Genomic DNA, 17,705 nt, shown 5'->3' with positions numbered 1-17,705 from the left:
ATGTATGTATAGGAAAGGCAGGTGCGATATGATGAATCAAATTATTCTATTTGATGGTGAATGTAACGTTTGTAATAAGAGTGTTCAATTTATTATAAAAAGAGATCCAAAAGCAATATTTACATTTGCTTCACAGCAAAGTACAACAGGTAAAAAAATGATGGAACAATACGGGATAGACTCCAACCTAAATAGTTTGGTTTTAGTAGATCAACAAACTTATTTTATCAAGTCATCTGCAGCTCTAAAGATTTGCAGGAAGTTAAGATGGCCTTGGAGCTTGTTTTCACTTTTTTTGTTTATACCGACGCCTATCAGGGATAGTTTGTATCATTTCGTTGCGAAGAATCGTTATAGGTTTGGAAGAAATGAAAGTTGTATGCTACTGCCATTAGATGAACGCAAAAGGTTTTTAGATTGACGGCAAGTCAAACTGTCGCTAGTTGTTTTTTTGTTGAATGTAAGAAGGAAAACGTATTCAAATATTAAACAGTTTTTCCCAAGTGTGCTTTATGTCATGTTCTTTAATTCACTTTATTATTATCTTTTTAAACATTTTCTGCTTTGGGAGTTTAAATCTCCATTTGTAAAAGTCAAATATCTTAGGGCGCTGTACATTTTTTTATTATGCCTCATGTCATTCTTCTCTATTTAATCTGAGTTCCCTAGTCGCCTGTATAATCAATTCATTCATATTGTGAAATGGATTGCGATTTCAGCATCCATAAAGTTATTTCTTTTCCATAAGATACAATTGATTACATTTCATTGCCGGTGGACGATCTTTTGTTCTATATGCGTGTATATAAAAATGTATTTGTTTAGCTATTTATTAACAAAAAAACCGCTAGTGATTATCAATGCATCTGTTGCGTCTGTCATTTGTGTTCTTTTGATTTTTAAACCACCTTTAAGTAAAGGTTTTTATGAAGGTGCACTGCTAAAATGGATGAAAAGTGTCACGCCATACCGAACAAGAAGAAAGAATGCTTTATTAAAAGTAGGAGATTGAATACATGTTGAGGTGGGGTGTAGTCTACATAACAACTTAAAAAAGTGGCACACTATATTACTACAACTAGAAGAGAAGAGTCGTGATAATGATTAACAAAAATCCAAATAGACTGGCATTTGGTTTATTATTTGTCATTCACAGTACGTTGCTATTGGTTACTTTTATTATGAAAAAAGATCGAAAAAACTTGTTTATCGCTCTGTTATCTAATATTTCATTTGCTTACTTTTTTGAGTATCTTGTTCTCAATGTGTTTCAAGCATATAAGTATAAACCAATGTTTTTGAAAAACAGATATTTGGACAATGTTTTTGGTGCTCTTTTATCGCAAGCTATTTTTATCCCTTTTACTTCCTTGTTTCTGACTGCATTTGAGGTAAAGTGGAGAACAAAGCTATTTGTTAATTTATACTTTGTTTTCGTGGAGTCCCTTTTCTTGAGGATGAAAATTTATAAACTAAAATGGTGGAATCCTATTTTTACTGGTTTGGCTATTCCTGTTCATTTTTACTTAAGTGATATTTGGTACAAGCATATCAAAAAAGGGACCCCGGTTGTTTTATCGGCTTCACTTTTTAATATGAATTTGGTCACTTCAGTCAATTTATTTTTTCTGTTAGTTTTGTTAAGAAAGTTTAGGTTTGGAATTGGAAAAGTGCATACATGGTACGAGCATTTTCTTATTGCACCTTTGTATTCATTTGTATATGCGATTGTTGCTACAAAAACAGTAAAGGTAGGCGATTGGATTTCTAAATGTAAGTTGTTGGCTTTTTCAATTAGTTTTCATTTGATTTTAAAACGTCTCCAGGTTTTGAAGTCAAACAAAGAGAGTCATTATCTGCTTATGTGGTTTCATTTGTTAATGGTTCTTTTATCAAGTTTCTATAAGCGATTGGTTAATAGTCAAGAAGTGGTTAGGGAGAACGAACAGTTCAATAACTAGCTACTTCTTTTTTACGTTTCTACTATGATTCTATGAATATAGATTCTTTAACAAAGTGTATTACTAAATTATTGGAAAAATCCTTATTTTTATGGGTAAATATGTTAAAATAGTATTTAGTCATATAAGTTTAGAGATTTATTCCATATAAAACTTTTTTTTGCTTCTTTTTTACGGGGCTAAAAGTAGGTGGAGAGGTGAGAGGGTTATGAAGAAAAAGAACAAACTAAAACATAGGCAAAAGAAAAGGAATCATCTCTCATTTCGATTAAATGTCCTCTTTTTTGTCGTGTTTCTCTTGTTTTCCGCATTGATATTGCGTTTAGGCTTTGTTCAAATAGTTGAAGGAGAAACATTTGTTAGTGAACTGGCTTCAACTACAAATGCAACAGAACGACACGATGCACCGAGAGGAGTGATGTATGATCGTTTCGGTCATGTTGTTGTCGACAATCAATTGGAATTATCCGTTACATACACAAATCCTTCTAGAACAACAAGGGCGCAAACAATGCTTGACATTGCTCAAGATTTGGAGCCATTCATTGAAGTCGAGACGGATCGAGTAACGCCAAGAGACAAAAGGGATTACATTTTATTGAATATGTCAGAGGATGAGCGTTATGAGCTTGTGACTCGAGAAGAAAGACGGGAGCTTGATGGTCCCTCTGCAGAGTATCATCTTGAGATTGAGCGGATTACCGATGAACAAATTGATAGCCTCTCTGATCAAGAATTACAAGTTGCAGCAATTTATCGTGAAATGGCCAGAGGATATGCTAATTCGCCACAAAGAATCAAGCAGCGAATAACGGATGAGGAAGCACATCTTATAAGTGAAAATTTAGATAGACTACCAGGGATTGATATCGCAAGGCATTCAAGCAGGTCCTATCCTTATGGGGATTCCTTTCAAAGTTTATTTGGACGAACAAATCAAATACCAAGTGAAAGAGTCGATTATTATTTATCGCGTGGGTACGAGCGCTCGGATATCGTAGGAACGAGCTTCTTAGAGGCTCAATATGAAGAAGTGTTACGGGGGCAAAAAGCGATAGTGGAAAGCGTTACAAAACGAGAAGGTACGCGAACGATTGATAGAACAGTGAATGAGCGATTAGGTCAGCGTGGAAATGATCTTGTCCTCACCTTAGATATGGAGCTTCAACAAAGGCTTGAAGACATTATTGATGAGGAGATTCGAAAATCTGGAAACTCATTCATTTTAGATCGATCAGCTTATGCTGTATTAATGGATCCGCGTACGGGTGACATTTTAGCTATGGCAGGGTTCTGGGATCAGGCAGTTAGTGACCGAAATAGCTATGCTGATCATGATGGTAATATAAATAAAGCATTTGAAATGGGGTCATCTGTAAAGGCAGCGTCAGTTTTAACGGGCTTCCATGCAGGGGTCGCTTCTCCAGGAACACGCTTTAATGACAGACCTATTTATTTACCGAATACACCCCCAAAACGTTCCTGGAACACAAGTGGGTTTGGATGGATTGATGACCGACGCGCACTTGAGCAATCATCCAATGTTTATATGTTTGAAATTGGAATGAGAATGGCTAATTGTTATTATACAGCTCCAAACACAAGTTGTGGTTGGTCGACAGGGTCTGGTGGTACGATTGAACGTGCCTATCAAGAGGTTCGAAATAACTTTAGTCAATTTGGGTTAGGCTCAGAAACGGGGATCGACCTTCCTTCTTATTCATCAGGTTTGACTGGAGGGAGTGAGAGTGGGGGGAATCTTCTCGACTTGATGATTGGACAATATGACAACTATACGACTCTTCAATTAGCCCAGTATATTGCTACGATTGCAAATGATGGGTACAGAATGGAGCCTCGGCTTGTAAGAGAAATACGTGAACCTTCTACGAACCAAAATGAGCAAGGAGCGGTTATTCAAAAGTTTGAACCAACGATCCTCAATCGAATCGAGATGAGTGATGCTCATATTAGTCGTGTTCAGCAAGGGCTTCGTGATGTGATGACACGAGGAACAGCTCGGGGGAATTTTGCGAATGCTTCGTATCAACCTGCTGGTAAGACGGGTACCGCTCAAGTGAAAGTTGCTGTTGGTCAAGGTGATCATCGCCGAGTCGTTGATGGCAACACTCAATCATTAGTCGGATATGCACCGTTTAATAACCCAGAAATTGCATTTGCCGTTGTCGTACCAGATGTTAAGCTTGGTAGCAATGGTGGTCGCCAAGGAATTGCTCAAGAAATTTCGAAGTTGGCACTGGAGGCTTACTTTGAACTAAAAGAAAATCGAAATGGAGCAAAACCAATTGATGAACCACTACTAGAAGAAGTGAATATTGACTAAGATACGGAAAGAGGCTGTCTCAAAGGGATATTTCCCTTGAGACAGCCTTGTTATGTATCCCATTTACTTACGTAAGCTGGTTTAAAGTTCTCCATTTTTTGTAAGAGCTCCTCTGGACAATCAGAGATAATAATGTTTTCAAGAAAATTAGCTTTTAGAAACCCTTCGTTGGTCATATGCTCTAGTAACGAAAGCAATTTATCATAGAAGCCATTTGGATTTAGAATGCCGATTGGTTTTTGGTGATAACCAATTTGTTGCCACGTTAATGATTCTGCCAATTCTTCAATGGTACCGATACCTCCGGGTAAGGCGATAAAACCATCAGCTAGTTCATACATTTTTGCTTTCCGTTGATGCATATCGTCCACAATAATTAAGTCCGTCAGCTCAATATGCTGAACGTTCTCGTGTATTTTTTTAGGAATCACACCGACTACTTCCCCTTTTCTTTCGAGAACATAGCGTGCTAGTTCCCCCATTAGACCATGGTTCCCGCCACCATATACGAGGTTTATGTTTCTAGTAACAAGAGCTTGGGCAAATGTATGTACGTCCTCGACATAGCCTGGTCTCGTTCCGAAGCTTGATCCACAAAATACACATATATTTTTAAACATCAACATCCCACCATTCTTTTCAGTTTATACATAAAAATAGTAATAGAAAGAAAGTGATTTGTAAATTATGCCAGAGGAACTTATGAATTTTTTAAAATTTTATAAAATTCAGTTTGGGGGAAAGTGACATAAATAGTTGAACACTATACAATATATTTATATGGGAAGGAGGAAAATGATGACAGAACAAGTCGTAGTTTCTTTAAAGAATGTTTCGTGGCAAAGAGAAGGAAAACCAATTTTACATAATATTTCATGGAATGTCACTCCTAATGAGCATTGGGTCATTTTAGGATTAAACGGTTCAGGGAAAACATCAATCTTACAGTTGTTAATGGGATATCAGTGGGCATCAAAAGGGGAGATTCATGTACTTGATCTAAAATTTGGACAGGCTAATATTCCAGAGCTTCGCAAATCGATCGGCTGGATCAGCGCCTCTATTGATGACCGTTATGCTGCAAGGGGGAGTGATACGGCCCTTGAAGTTGTCCTAAGTGGAAAGCATGCTTCCATTGGAATTTATGATGAAATTACTAGTGAGGATGTTTCAGAGGCTATACTATTGCTACAAGAATTAAAGATTGAACAATTATCGTGGCAAAGGTTTTCGAGTCTTTCACAAGGAGAAAAAAGACGAGTCATTATCGCCCGAGCTTTAATGGCAAAACCAAAAATACTTATTTTAGATGAGCCATGTAATGGATTGGACATATTCTCACGTGAACAACTTCTAGAGACGATTCAATCGTTAGCTGAAACAAAAGGAGGACCAACTCTTCTTTATGTGACACATCATATTGAGGAAGTCGTTCCTGCCATTTCACATGCATTATTAATTAATAACGGATCAATTGTTGCAAAAGGAGAAAAGCAATCGACACTAACTGAAGAAAACTTGGAAAAAACGTTTCAACTTCCCTTGAGATTGAAGTGGGAGGAAGAGCGCTTATGGGTGAGTATTCAATCAAAGCAAACAGAAACGGATGACCAGAAGTAGAAAAACGCCCTTTTTTAGTACCGTAATTAAGCATTTACGCCTCCGCGCATTGCTTACAGGTAACTAAAATCGTCTTTTTTACAATTTAATGAGGTTTGTTCTTTTGTTGATTCTTTTCCGTGCATTTGGTTTACTTGGTATAGTGACTATTAGAAATGAGGGTTTAGTATGAAAAACTATCAGGCAGAAGATTGGATTAAGTATCTTGAGCTGGAGGCTCATCCTGAAGGCGGATTTTTTAAGAGATCGTTCCGTTCTACGGAAGAAGTGCCTGGAAAAGAAAGAATGCTTTATACGAGTATTTACTTTTTATTACGAACCGGTGATGTTTCGCATTTTCACCGTTTACAGTCGGATGAATTGTGGTATTTCCATGCAGGGAATTCGTTATCCGTACATATTATTCATGAAAATGGAGAATACGAGGAAGCTCGTTTAGGTTTAGATCTTGAAAAAGGGGAAGTACCTCAAGTGTTAGTACCGAAAAATGCAATCTTTGGTTCATCCCTGTCACAAGAGGAAGAGGGAGCTTTTTCTCTTGTCGGTTGTATGGTATCGCCGGGGTTTGAATATGAAGACTTCGAACTTTTTACACAAAAAAATCTTCTCGAAACATACCCACAACATGAAGAGATTATTAAGAAACTAGCTTATGTAACATTACCTGATATGGACTAAGGATAGTAATTAGTTTGGGGGAATTGAACTTATGGACGATTCGTCCACCCGAAAAGGTGTGATATCTTTTTCGGGTTTTTTGTCTTTTTTAATATATTAGCCGAGGTTTTCCCAAAGCTCGTAAAAAGAATATGCTTCTACTAAGGTGACATTAGCATCATTTGCCTCTATCGCTCCTTCCATGCGAGAGAGAATTTGGCTTACGTCGGACAGGGACTCTTTACCTACACTGTATTGAATACGTTTTGAGACAATGGTCCAGGCTTTTTTTGTATATGTATGTTCGCGCTTTGCTTCTTGCCACTCATTTCTTTTTACATGCTGTTCAATGTTTTGAACGGATTTTAAGAGCTCATCTTGATCTCCCATTGGCTCTTTCAGCCAACCTCCACTAATCATTAAAGTTAAACTTACTAGGATAAATGTTATCGGGACAGCGTATAAGAGTGTTTTTCGCAAGAGTGATGCTCCTTTTTGCTATTAGTAAGGTCCTTTATAATCACTAATATCATTTGTTTTTGTTGTGTGATCATCAAATAAATCTACATAGAGTGTGTCGTTCGGTAAGATGGCTGCATAGGAGAGTTGTTTTAAATCTTTGATTCCTTTTCTGTCTAGTTGTGTTTGGACCCAAGCAAGATCCTTCTTGCGCTGTTGTAAATTTTGCGGAAGTAAAAGTCCATCGACGATGATTTCTGTTGTTAATTTAGCTCTACTTACTTGGATGTTTAAATCTTTTTTCTGTACAAATTGAAATTCTGATTTTCTTAGCGTGCTTAACGTTCCATCAGGTTCTAAAAGAGCGATTTCCACTTCAGTAAGGTCAAAGATATTTTTGCTGCGGAGCTGTACCATTAGTTCATCTTTTGTTAAGCGTGACTTCATTAAATTGTTTTCTAAAATCTTTCCATCTTCTATGACGGTTACAGGTTCGCCATCAATCACTTTTGATAAATAACGATTTTTAATGTCGGTAATTTGAAGAAGGAGAGTAAAAACAATAAAGATCGTTAAGGCTAGCCAGTGATTTAACATTTTTGATGAAGTATCGGTAGCCATCGTTCCAGCAATGGAGCCAATTGTAATTCCGTTTATATAATCAAACATCGTTAAGTTTCCAATTTGCTGTTTTCCTATCAACCTTGCATAAACGAGGAGGGTAAAAAAAGTGATAACTGATCTTATGATTACGACAAGTGTCTCATTCATTGGTGTCCTCCGTTTATCAGTATGAGTGTAATTATGTCCCATTTATACCGAATTTATGTAAGCGGATAGGTAGGTAATAGAAAATGCAGCTAGACCGTTGTAAGGTTCTAGCTGCTAGGAAGAATGTGTGGGCTTAAGGGTATTGATTATACGTTAGAGTTGTGAACCGCTTAGTTGTTGCTCGGCCATTTGAACAAGACGTTTTGTAATTTCCCCGCCAACTGAACCGTTAGCATGTGAGGTTGCATCAGCGCCAAGTTGAACACCAAATTCTTGTGCAATCTCGCACTTCATGTTATCGAACATTTGTTCGACTCCAGGGACTAGTAGTTGATTTGAATTGTTGTTGCTTGCCATGATTATCACCTCTTTCGTTAGTATGGTTCTAGTATGTGAGTTTCTAAGTGTGTGATACGAAATAAGAACAGCAATGCTTACCAGTTATAGTCGGACGACTGATTTTAAGCAATCAATCGCAATGTAAGTTGGTTCATCTCCAGCTTTTACTTTTATTTTCTTACAATGCCAGTCAATACGATCGACAATTCCTATAAGTTCATAAAACATTCCATCTTGCCAGTAGGTGATTTGAACATCGAGCTCATGTTTGAGTGAGTCGGTCACAATAATGCCGATTTCTTCTAACTCTTGTTCGTCTAATTCGGGCTTTGCGACTTTATTTAGTTCCATTCGCCGCTCAAGGAGAGCTTCTTTATGCTCAGGTAAAAACATTCTACTGCTTTCCCAAAGAAGGTTTCCACGGTGTAAATGCTGCTCGTTCATTTATAATGTCCTCCTATCTTTTTGGCACGTTCAAAAGCCTGACCAGCCTTTGTCAAAGAAGAAGCTCGAATGAGAGCTGTTGTGCCATATTTCTCTTTTATTCCGTCCATCACGTAGCCTAGATCGGCCTTTTTATCTCTTCCTGTATCAAATAGGCTAAGTTGTAGCTCATCATCACGACAAAGTTTTGTTAAGCTAACAGCCAGTCTTCGAATCGGATTTCCGTCCCAAAATTTAAGAAAGATCTTTTCAGCAACACGAAAGATATCCATTACGTAGTTCGTTGGCTCATATAAAGTTGCTTGACGATGAAAGCCGCTTCGTATTTCATAGCTAGCTCCGCTGACACTAACGGTTACGGTTTGCCCCATCACGTTTGATTTTCGCGCTCTCATACAAACTTCTTCACAGAGCTCAAGTAAGACAACGCGTATTTCAGCAAGTCCTATGTAGTCACGTGGAAGGGTCATGCCATGGCCGATCGCTTTTTGTCCGTCGTGAGAAGAGGTTGTGACAGGGGAAAAGTCCTCGCCGTTAGCTGTCATAGAAAGAACATGCCCATTAATCCCCCACTTGTCCTGTAGACGTTTTAAGGGAACAGCCGCTAATTGACCAATTGTACGAATTCCCATATTCCGTAAGTGACCCGCCATTCGACCCCCAACTCCAAACATCTTCTCAACGGGCAGGGGCCATAATGTTTTTTCTAATTCTTCTTTTTTTAACCAAAAGATACCGGATTTGTTTTTCTTAGAAAAATGATCACAAGCCATTTTAGCTAACATTTTATTTTCTCCGATTCCAATACGCGCTCGGACCTTTGTTTTCTCCCAAATTTGTTGTTGAATCTTCTTAGCTATTTCAAGAGGAGGACCAAAAAGCGTGTGACTGCCGGTTACATCGATGAATTGTTCATCAATGGAAAAAGGCTCTACTAAATCGGTATACTGCTCTAAAATATTTGTAATCTCAACAGAGATCGTAATGTAGTCTTGCATTTTTGGAGGGACTACAACTAAATCAAGACATTTTTGCGCAGCTTCCCATAAGCGTTCGCCATTTTTGATGCCGCTTTTCTTTGCTAGAGGACAGGCGGCTAAAATAACTCCCGAACGCCGTTTCGGGTCTCCAGATACAACGAGCGGTTTGTCCTTTAAATGAGGGTATCTTGCTTTTTCAATAGATGCATAAAAAGATTGCATATCAACAAGAAAGATTGTTTTCATTGAATTCACGCTCCGAATTAAGAACGAATGTTTGTGTTATCATTATATGCGAAAGTACGTTCGGTATTCAACATACATTTTGTGCCAAGTGTATAATGAAGGTTAGCAGAAGTTGAAAGTGTGAAGGAACGTAGGATATGATGGTGTAGGATTAGTTTCGGTGTATTTTAGAAAGGGGAAGTAAAATGAAATATAATGATCAAATGAAAAATAGAATAAAGCGTGTAGAAGGACAAGTGAAGGCATTAATTCGTATGATGGAAGAGGAAAAGGATTGCAAAGATCTTGTAGCTCAAATGTCTGCTGCAAGAAATGCACTAGATCGAACAATTGGACTTGTTGTGAGCACGAACCTAGAGCAGTGTGTACGTGAACAAATAAACAAAGGCGAAGATACGGAAGAAATGATTCAAGAAGCGGTTAATTTGTTAGTAAAAAGTAGATAAAAGGAAGTGTAACAATGCAAAAAAGTCCATGAGTGGTTACTACCGAGGTTGTGTACAACTCAAAAGAAGCAAGTGTCTTATCAAATATGACAAAGTGTAATAAAACAGGAATCGTCTTAACATTTGATGATGGCCCGAGTAGATACTTACCCCAATTTCTAGACACTTTAGAAAAAGAGGGAGTGAATGCAGTCTTTTTTTGGCAAACTAGATTGCTCCACCATAATAGGCCATGGAAGCGTGTACTTAATGATGGTCATCTAATCGGTGCTCATACCCATCGTCACCCGAATCTGACTAAGTTGAGTTTTGCTAAGCAAATGCATGAAATACAAACGAGTAAAGAAGCAATCAAAACCATCACAGGGCAGACCGTCAAGTATTTTAGACCTCCTTTTGGACAGTACAATCGAGATACATTGAAGATCGCGGAGCATTTACAACTACAGACGGTTATGTGGGATATTTCATCCTTTGATTGGAATTTAAAACAAGATCCTAATCAAATTATAGAAAACGTGGTCGGTCATGTTCAAGATGGTTCGATCATTCTTCTACATGAACTGGAGCAAACACTTTTAATTTTGCCAAAACTTATTCAAAAGCTAAAAAAGAAAGGGTACCATTTTTCTACGCTGTGACTCTCGAACAAGCGAACCAATCGTTTTAAGCGGAAGAGGGGACTAAAAAAAGTAAAAACGGCTTTTTTAGTAATCTCTTCATAAACCTCCTAGAATAGGAAAGGCTAAGCATAATTGGTCAGGAGGAATTGTTATGCTAAATAAAAATGGAATACTCATCCTTTTTTGCTTCATTATTTTGGCCACTTGCTCTGCCCCTACATTGGCACAAGAGTCGCAGTTGCCAGAAGCGCCGATCTACATTGACAATCAGCCCTTTGAGACACGCTACATAATGAGAGACGGTCACTTACTCGTCCCAGCGTTATTTCTAAAACATACTGGTGTCAAAATTAGTTGGAATAAGCAGTATCGCTCTGTTGTGTTTAATCACAAAGACATTCAATTTGCTCTGCCTGTAGGAAGAGATTATGCCGATGTCTACGGTCATGCCACCGGGACCTGGAGGCGTCAAAGTCTTTCAACGAAAACAATTGAATTTAATGGTGAGGCATTTGTTCCACTTATTGATGTCGTTCGAAAACTTGGGATGGACGTAGCGTATCAAAGAGAAAGGGGCCATACATTTATAACAACAAATATTCCAGTGGCTCCAAGTGCTATATACAGAGGAGATCCGGCAATGAAACAAGTAGCTCTTACTTTTGACGATGGGCCGGATAGTTATTATACACCGAGAATACTAGATATCCTCAACCAGAAAAATGTACCGGCAACTTTTTTTGTCATGGGCCAACAAATAGAAGAATTCCCCGATATGATGAGGCGAATTGTAAGGGAGGGACATGGGATAGCTAATCACACATGGAATCATCCCAATATCCCGACTGTTATGACATCGACGTTAGTAGATGAAATACAATCGACTCAAAAAGAAATGATGAAAACAGTCGGTAGAATGCCGGATCTTTTCCGCCCACCATATGGTGCATTGACAAAGTCGGACCACATCGTTCTACATGAGATGGGGATGCGAACCATTATGTGGTCTGTTGATACGATCGATTGGAGTGGTCAATCAGCAGAGGAAATACTACATATTGTACGTCGAGATATTTCACCAGGCGGGATTATTCTTCAGCATAATTTTCAGTCGGATGCTCGTTTTCTCGATGGAACGGTAGAGGCTCTGCCAAGAATGATCGATGAGCTACAAGCACAAGGATACGAATTTGTTACAGTGCAAACACTTTTAGAAAAGTAAAAACAGAGGCTACTGAAAAGGGAAAAACATCCTTTTAAGTAGCCTTTTAGCGTTAAATCCACTTTTTAGGATAGAACTTGTAAATTTATGTTTAAAAAGAATAAGACTTCACATAATTGAAAGATTTACAGCGCGAGTATGTTGGAAATGTTGTGTATAATGGCGGTAACTCATGAAAGCGGATAACGAAAGGGGAACTATATGAATATATTTATCACAGGTGGAACAGGCTTCTTAGGTACCCAATTTATCCAGGAACTACTAGATTCAGATAACAGAGTTTATGTGTTAGTAAGATCAACTAAGAAGAGCCAAACTTTATTAAATAAAATTCCGAAACACCAACATTCACAAATAGAGATGATAGAAGGACATCTTGCGGACAATCAACTAGGAATCTCTAAGAAAGATCAAAGCAATCTTAAAGGTAAAATAGATGCTTTTTTTCATATAGCGGCATTGCTTTCGTTCGATTTTAAAATGGCCGATCGATTGTATGAAGTAAATGAAATGGGAACAAAACATTCATTAGAGTTGGCTAAAAATATTGGTGTGAAATCGTATTATTATATTAGTACAGCTTATACTCTTGGAAAGAAAAACACTGCTGAAGAATCATTACATGAAATGGACCAAGAATTTAATAATCCATATGAGGAAACGAAATGCAAAGCTGAGCATATCGTTATGTCTTATAGTGAACAGATGAACGTTTCAATTTTTAGACCCTCCATTATTGTCGGTCATTCTGTAACTGGTAAAACGGATTCTACTTTTGGATTATATGGATTTATAAAAGGGCTTGAAATATTTAAGAAAAGAATATCTAGAGCAGGGAACGCTAGCGGTAGAAGGTATAATATTATTGGAAATAAATTGGGTACTCAAAATTTAGTGCCAGTAGATTATGTTTGTCGTGTTCTAATGGCTGGATTAGAAAAGGCAAAAAATAAAACAATTTATCATGTTACCAATCCTAACCCTCCACTAAATCATGAAGGGCTAAAAATGATAGGAGAACTACTAGATTTCCCGAATGTTCAATTTAATTCGAGAGAAGATACTTTATTAACGAAAGAGGAAATGGTTTTAAATGAGTTCGTATCAAATTTCACCATTTATGTAAATCGTGATATTGATTTTAGCATAACCAATACTCAACAGCTTCTAAATGCGACAAATAACCAAGTTTTAAACATGGATAACGAAATGCTACGGACAATTATCGACGGATATAAAAAACAAGATAAGACACCAGTTTTAGTATAAATTTTGCTCTAAAAAGGAGAATGCATGTTATATTACAAAACGTATGAGATCTCGCCTAAACACGAATGGATTGTTATGATACATGGGTTAGGTGGAAGTTCGACCATTTGGTATAAACAAATAAAAGACCTGAGGAAGCATTTTAATTTGCTATTAGTGGAACTAAGAGGACATGGAAAGTCCTTTAATAGAAAAACAAAGGATGAAAGGTATACTTTTACACAGGCTAGCAAGGACGTAGTAGAAGTAATGGATCATCTAAATATAAAAAAAGCCCATTTTATGGGGATTTCTTTAGGTAGCATTGTCATTAGAAATATAGCTTACTCCTTTCCGAAAAAGGTGAAGTCCATGATCCTCGGAGGTTTAATTATAGGATTTAATCTTCGCTCTAGAATCTTAATTACTGCAGGAAATTTAGTAAAAAAACGAATACCTTATATGTGGTTGTATAATTTATTTGCTTGGATTATGATGCCAAGAAAACAACATGAGGAATCAAGACAGTTATTTGGAAGAGAAGCAAAAAGTATGAACCAAATGGAGTTTATCAAATGGTTTCGAGTAACAAGAGATGTGGACTCGAATCATCAAGAAATCCAGAATAAAGACTTAGATATACCGACATTATGTATCATGGGAGAAAATGATTACATGTTTCTTCCAAAAGTAAAAAAAGAAATTAATCACACATTTCCTGGTCACTTAATCGTCATCAAAGAAAGCGGGCACGTTTGCAACGTGGAAGCACATGAACATTTTAATGAAGTTTCGTTAGATTTCATAAGAACAAGTAGCGAAAACCAGATAGCTGGATAAAAAGACATGGCTTCGTTAATGAATGTATTTCTATTATTTTAGAATTCCCTATACAATAGTGGAATTCTTTTTTTAATGACGTTTTAACTAATATGGGTTCACGGGATTATTACAGAGCGACCAGACTTGTTGCTACAAATGTTAGAAGAGGTAGAGAATAATCTAACAAATGGCATGTAACATTAAGTTTGAATTTACTTAGGTTAGGCAATCACCCTTGTAAGAATACTTACATATGTTGTGGTAAAAGCGGAAAGGGTGATTAGATGAAAGGAAAAGTTCAAAACTTTTATGCAGGAGGAAACACAGCGAAAGGGTTTTACAGTTTATATGATTCTGCATTAGAAGATTTAGAGCGTCTTTTTATTTTAAAAGGAGGGCCAGGGACTGGAAAATCCTCTTTAATGAAGGCAGTTGGACAACAATTGGTAAATAAAGGTATTAATATTGAGTTCTTACATTGTTCCTCAGACAACGAATCGATTGATGGAGTGATTATTCCTGACTTTTGGGTTGGAATTGTCGATGGTACGGCTCCTCATGTTATTGAACCGAAAGCACCTGGTGTTATTGAGGAATATGTAAACTTAGGAGTGGCGTGGGATTCAAACAAATTGCAACAGCATAAAAAAGAAATACTTACATTAAATCAAAAAATCTCTACAACCTTCCAAACTGCTTACGATACATTTTCGGAAGCATTAAAGGCACATGATGATATTGAAGATATCTATATTTCTAATATGGATTTCACGGAAGCGAATCAACTTACGGATGAGTTAATTTCTCGTTTTTACGGAGAGAATTCAGACACAAAACAAGCGAAAGTAAAACACCGTTTTTTAGGCGCAGCTACTCCAAATGGAGCAGTAGACTTTATTCAAAATTTAACGGAAGATATTAGTAAACGCTATTTCATTAAAGGAAGAGCAGGGTCTGGAAAATCGACTATGCTAAAGAAGATAGCAGCTGCAGGTGAAGAGAGAGGCTTTCATGTTGAAGTGTATCATTGCGGTTTTGATCCCAATAGTTTAGATATGGTTATTGTAAGAGAGCTAGGTTTTGCCATTTTTGATAGTACAGCTCCGCACGAATATTTCCCTGATCGTGATTCAGATGAAATCATTGATATGTATGCAAGATGTATCACGCCAGGTACAGATGAAAAGTTTGCAACAGAAATCGAGAAAACGACCAAACCATACAAAGACAAAATGAAAGAAGGAATTTCCTATTTAAAAGAAGCGAAAGCTCTCCGCGATGAATTAGAAGCTTTCTATATTGAAGCGATGGATTTCACTAAAGTAGAAGAGATTCAAAAAGAGATTTTAGCAGAGATTGAACAATTGGTTGGAAAGTAAGAGTAGAAAAGGGGGTCTATCCCAAAAGTCCAGAACGGAGATGGCAGTGGCTCCGTTCGCTACGCGCTTTGCGAGGAGAAACCCACTCCTCTCAAGGCTTTTAAAAGATGTAGCGACTTCGCTCATTGCTTCGGGGGGTGTCTCAAAAGGTCAAAAACAGACCTTTTGAGACACCCCCTCTTCTTAAGTAGTAACTAGTACTTTAGGTTCATTCAGTAAACTGTGATTCCAAGCATTTTTTTCAATATAGAGGGAATGCCATACCATAAAGCACAAAATCACCCAAATTTTTCTACTGTTATCCTTTTTCCCTTGTACATGCTCGTCTAATAATTTTATTGTTTCTTCCCTTTTAAATAAATACTCTGTTGGACTAGTTAGTAAAAGGTTCCGGGCCCAATCGTAGAGCTCGTCCTTTAACCAGTGACGGATTGGTACAGGGAATCCAAGTTTCTTTCTGTGCAAGACGGATTCAGGAATAAACTCACTCATAGCCTCTCTTAACACGTACTTCGTCGTTCCGTGAGAAATCTTAGCATAAGTAGGGATCTCACTTGCCACAGCAAATACTTCTTTATCTAAAAAAGGAACTCGTAGTTCAATGGAATGAGCCATTGTCATACGATCTGCTTTAACAAGGATGTCGCCAGGTAGCCACGTATGAAGATCAATGTATTGCATTTTTGAGGAGTCATCAAATAGAGCCGCTTCGTCGTATAGATTTCTTGTCATCTTCATAAACGGATTAGATGTATCATAGGCGGTAAGTAAGTGCTGTTTTTCAAGCTCACTCAAAATGTTGGCATTTCCAATATACCGCTCAGACAACGGAGTGGTTCCTCTTAACAAATAGCTTTTGCCTTTCGTCCCTTCAGGCAATCCTAATGCCACTTTATGCAAAAGGGATTTCAAAGACCCAGGCATATAATTGAACCAATTTAATGCCAATGGCTCGCGGTAAATATTATAACCACCAAATAATTCGTCTGCTCCCTCACCAGAAAGGACAACCTTTACATGCTTGCTGGCTTCTTTGGCAACAAAATAAAGAGGAACGGCAGCAGGGTCTGCAACCGGATCATCCATATGCCAAATAATGTTAGGAAGCTCTTGCATAAATTCTTCCGGTGTAATAATCTTGTGGATGTTTTCTACTTGTAATTTCTCGGCTGTATCCTTAGCAATATCAATTTCACTAAAACCTTGATGGTCAAATCCAACTGTAAACGTCTTTAAGTTAGGATTGTGTTGTTTAGCTAGTGCAACGATACTTGTAGAATCAATACCAGATGACAAAAAGGCACCAACAGGCACATCACTTCTCATGTGTTTTTCGACCGAATCTAGCAAAACATCTCTTGTTTTTTTAGAATAAAGTTTCATGCTTTCTTTGACAGGGGTGAAGGTTTTTTTGAAATAGCATTCTATCGATACCTTTTGCCCCGGTGATGTGAGCAAATACTGTCCTGGAAGAAGCTTTGAGATTTTGTTCGATAAGCACAAAGGTTCAGGAACATATTGATAAGTTAAATAATGTTGTAAGGCCTCTTTTGATAATTCATCTATTGAGATATAGGAATGAATGCTTTTTTGCTCTGAAGCAAAAAAGAGACGATCCTCGCTCACAGTATAATAGAATGGTTTAATTCCAAAAGGGTCTCTTGCAGCAAAAAGCGTTTGTTCAACTTTGTCCCAAATAGCAAATGCGAACATTCCACGAAGCTCTTTCACACATTCTATCCCATGTGAAGCGTACATTGCTAGCAAAACTTCTGTATCTGAATCAGTTTGAAATACAAAGCCTTCAGCTATAAGGTTATTTCTAAGTTCAATATAATTGTAGATTTCCCCATTAAAAACAATGTGGTATCTATTTTGCAAAGACATAGGTTGAGTCCCGTGTTCGAGATCAATAATACTTAATCTTTTAAAACCTAATTGAACATGTTCATCTACATAGTGTCCTGTCGAATCAGGACCTCGGTGATGGATTGCTTCAATTGCTTTAAACCATGTATGTGAATCAATTGCGGGCATATCCTTCTTTCTACATTCACCTATGAAACCACACATTTATATCCCTCCAGTAAACTTCCATTTAATATGGCTATATAAAATATACTTTATTTTTCGGAAATTACCAG

At 37.4% G+C, this 17,705-nt stretch carries 18 protein-coding genes; 11 read left to right on the top strand and 7 right to left on the bottom strand.

What is annotated here, in order from left to right:
- Nucleotides 1–28 precede the first annotated feature (28 nt).
- From SAY88_RS02060 to SAY88_RS02050, 3 genes are all read left to right on the top strand, one after another.
- Nucleotides 29–421 (top strand): thiol-disulfide oxidoreductase DCC family protein, encoded by a 393-nt coding sequence (locus tag SAY88_RS02060; RefSeq protein WP_332628888.1) that lies wholly within the window; start codon nt 29–31, stop codon nt 419–421.
- A gap of 679 nt (nt 422–1,100) precedes the next feature.
- Nucleotides 1,101–1,961 (top strand): hypothetical protein, encoded by an 861-nt coding sequence (locus tag SAY88_RS02055; protein ID WP_332628887.1) that lies wholly within the window; start codon nt 1,101–1,103, stop codon nt 1,959–1,961.
- Between the two features lie 208 nt (nt 1,962–2,169).
- Complete coding sequence (locus SAY88_RS02050; RefSeq protein ID WP_332628885.1) at nt 2,170–4,305, top strand: peptidoglycan D,D-transpeptidase FtsI family protein; 2,136 nt, start codon at nt 2,170–2,172, stop codon at nt 4,303–4,305.
- Between the two features lie 50 nt (nt 4,306–4,355).
- Here SAY88_RS02050 and SAY88_RS02045 read toward each other — a convergent pair whose 3' ends face one another.
- Nucleotides 4,356–4,925 (bottom strand): LOG family protein, encoded by a 570-nt coding sequence (locus SAY88_RS02045; protein ID WP_332628884.1) that lies wholly within the window; start codon nt 4,923–4,925, stop codon nt 4,356–4,358.
- A 175-nt stretch (nt 4,926–5,100) separates the two neighbouring features.
- Here SAY88_RS02045 and SAY88_RS02040 point away from each other — a divergent pair, with 175 nt between their 5' ends.
- A complete protein-coding gene (locus tag SAY88_RS02040; RefSeq protein WP_332628883.1) occupies nt 5,101–5,925 on the top strand; it encodes an ABC transporter ATP-binding protein in 825 nt (274 codons plus the stop codon).
- A gap of 168 nt (nt 5,926–6,093) precedes the next feature.
- Nucleotides 6,094–6,603, top strand: a complete 510-nt coding sequence (locus SAY88_RS02035) for a cupin domain-containing protein (protein WP_332628881.1) — start codon at nt 6,094–6,096, stop codon at nt 6,601–6,603.
- 96 nt (nt 6,604–6,699) lie between these two features.
- Here SAY88_RS02035 and SAY88_RS02030 read toward each other — a convergent pair whose 3' ends face one another.
- From SAY88_RS02030 to SAY88_RS02010, 5 genes are all read right to left on the bottom strand, one after another.
- Nucleotides 6,700–7,062 (bottom strand): DUF4363 family protein, encoded by a 363-nt coding sequence (locus SAY88_RS02030; protein ID WP_332628880.1) that lies wholly within the window; start codon nt 7,060–7,062, stop codon nt 6,700–6,702.
- Nucleotides 7,063–7,083: 21 nt separating this feature from the next.
- A complete protein-coding gene (locus SAY88_RS02025; RefSeq protein ID WP_332628879.1) occupies nt 7,084–7,812 on the bottom strand; it encodes a DUF421 domain-containing protein in 729 nt (242 codons plus the stop codon).
- A gap of 153 nt (nt 7,813–7,965) precedes the next feature.
- Complete coding sequence (locus tag SAY88_RS02020) at nt 7,966–8,169, bottom strand: alpha/beta-type small acid-soluble spore protein (protein WP_332628877.1); 204 nt, start codon at nt 8,167–8,169, stop codon at nt 7,966–7,968.
- Between the two features lie 84 nt (nt 8,170–8,253).
- A complete protein-coding gene (locus tag SAY88_RS02015; RefSeq protein WP_332628876.1) occupies nt 8,254–8,595 on the bottom strand; it encodes a YolD-like family protein in 342 nt (113 codons plus the stop codon).
- Complete coding sequence (locus SAY88_RS02010; RefSeq protein ID WP_332628874.1) at nt 8,592–9,821, bottom strand: DNA polymerase IV; 1,230 nt, start codon at nt 9,819–9,821, stop codon at nt 8,592–8,594. Before SAY88_RS02010 ends, SAY88_RS02015 begins: the two co-directional genes overlap by 4 nt.
- 185 nt (nt 9,822–10,006) lie before the next feature.
- Between SAY88_RS02010 and SAY88_RS02005 the strand changes: the two genes are divergently transcribed.
- The 6 genes from SAY88_RS02005 (at nt 10,007) to SAY88_RS01980 (ending at nt 15,561) form a co-directional block, all read left to right on the top strand.
- Nucleotides 10,007–10,267 (top strand): metal-sensitive transcriptional regulator, encoded by a 261-nt coding sequence (locus SAY88_RS02005; protein ID WP_332628872.1) that lies wholly within the window; start codon nt 10,007–10,009, stop codon nt 10,265–10,267.
- A 32-nt stretch (nt 10,268–10,299) separates the two neighbouring features.
- A complete protein-coding gene (locus tag SAY88_RS02000) occupies nt 10,300–10,908 on the top strand; it encodes a polysaccharide deacetylase family protein (RefSeq protein ID WP_332628871.1) in 609 nt (202 codons plus the stop codon).
- A gap of 133 nt (nt 10,909–11,041) precedes the next feature.
- Nucleotides 11,042–12,112: a polysaccharide deacetylase family protein gene (locus SAY88_RS01995; RefSeq protein ID WP_332628870.1), complete on the top strand. Its 1,071-nt coding sequence runs from the start codon at nt 11,042–11,044 to the stop codon at nt 12,110–12,112.
- A 201-nt stretch (nt 12,113–12,313) separates the two neighbouring features.
- A complete protein-coding gene (locus SAY88_RS01990; RefSeq protein WP_332628868.1) occupies nt 12,314–13,381 on the top strand; it encodes an SDR family oxidoreductase in 1,068 nt (355 codons plus the stop codon).
- A 24-nt stretch (nt 13,382–13,405) separates the two neighbouring features.
- Nucleotides 13,406–14,200, top strand: coding sequence for an alpha/beta fold hydrolase (locus tag SAY88_RS01985; protein ID WP_332628867.1), 795 nt, complete (start codon nt 13,406–13,408; stop codon nt 14,198–14,200).
- Between the two features lie 266 nt (nt 14,201–14,466).
- Nucleotides 14,467–15,561 (top strand): PRK06851 family protein, encoded by a 1,095-nt coding sequence (locus SAY88_RS01980; RefSeq protein WP_332628865.1) that lies wholly within the window; start codon nt 14,467–14,469, stop codon nt 15,559–15,561.
- Between the two features lie 183 nt (nt 15,562–15,744).
- Here the strand turns inward: SAY88_RS01980 and asnB are convergent, their stop codons facing one another.
- Complete coding sequence (gene asnB / locus SAY88_RS01975) at nt 15,745–17,634, bottom strand: asparagine synthase (glutamine-hydrolyzing) (protein WP_332628864.1); 1,890 nt, start codon at nt 17,632–17,634, stop codon at nt 15,745–15,747.
- Between the last annotated feature and the right edge of the window lie 71 nt (nt 17,635–17,705).

Source organism: Halalkalibacter flavus, assembly GCF_036663575.1.
GTDB lineage: Bacteria > Bacillota > Bacilli > Bacillales > Bacillaceae_D > Halalkalibacter > Halalkalibacter flavus.
This window is presented reverse-complemented; position numbering and strand designations above follow the sequence as displayed.

Coding starts and splice junctions, on each gene's coding strand:
- SAY88_RS01990 (WP_332628868.1), top strand. CDS start 12,314: ATGAATATATTTATCACAGGTGGAACAGGCTTCTTAGGTACCCAATTT.
- SAY88_RS02055 (WP_332628887.1), top strand. CDS start 1,101: ATGATTAACAAAAATCCAAATAGACTGGCATTTGGTTTATTATTTGTC.
- SAY88_RS02010 (WP_332628874.1), bottom strand. CDS start 9,821: ATGAAAACAATCTTTCTTGTTGATATGCAATCTTTTTATGCATCTATT.
- SAY88_RS02050 (WP_332628885.1), top strand. CDS start 2,170: ATGAAGAAAAAGAACAAACTAAAACATAGGCAAAAGAAAAGGAATCAT.
- SAY88_RS01980 (WP_332628865.1), top strand. CDS start 14,467: ATGAAAGGAAAAGTTCAAAACTTTTATGCAGGAGGAAACACAGCGAAA.
- SAY88_RS02060 (WP_332628888.1), top strand. CDS start 29: ATGATGAATCAAATTATTCTATTTGATGGTGAATGTAACGTTTGTAAT.
- SAY88_RS02025 (WP_332628879.1), bottom strand. CDS start 7,812: ATGAATGAGACACTTGTCGTAATCATAAGATCAGTTATCACTTTTTTT.
- asnB (WP_332628864.1), bottom strand. CDS start 17,634: ATGTGTGGTTTCATAGGTGAATGTAGAAAGAAGGATATGCCCGCAATT.
- SAY88_RS02045 (WP_332628884.1), bottom strand. CDS start 4,925: ATGTTTAAAAATATATGTGTATTTTGTGGATCAAGCTTCGGAACGAGA.
- SAY88_RS02005 (WP_332628872.1), top strand. CDS start 10,007: ATGAAATATAATGATCAAATGAAAAATAGAATAAAGCGTGTAGAAGGA.
- SAY88_RS02035 (WP_332628881.1), top strand. CDS start 6,094: ATGAAAAACTATCAGGCAGAAGATTGGATTAAGTATCTTGAGCTGGAG.
- SAY88_RS01995 (WP_332628870.1), top strand. CDS start 11,042: ATGCTAAATAAAAATGGAATACTCATCCTTTTTTGCTTCATTATTTTG.
- SAY88_RS02040 (WP_332628883.1), top strand. CDS start 5,101: ATGATGACAGAACAAGTCGTAGTTTCTTTAAAGAATGTTTCGTGGCAA.
- SAY88_RS02020 (WP_332628877.1), bottom strand. CDS start 8,169: ATGGCAAGCAACAACAATTCAAATCAACTACTAGTCCCTGGAGTCGAA.
- SAY88_RS01985 (WP_332628867.1), top strand. CDS start 13,406: ATGTTATATTACAAAACGTATGAGATCTCGCCTAAACACGAATGGATT.
- SAY88_RS02015 (WP_332628876.1), bottom strand. CDS start 8,595: ATGAACGAGCAGCATTTACACCGTGGAAACCTTCTTTGGGAAAGCAGT.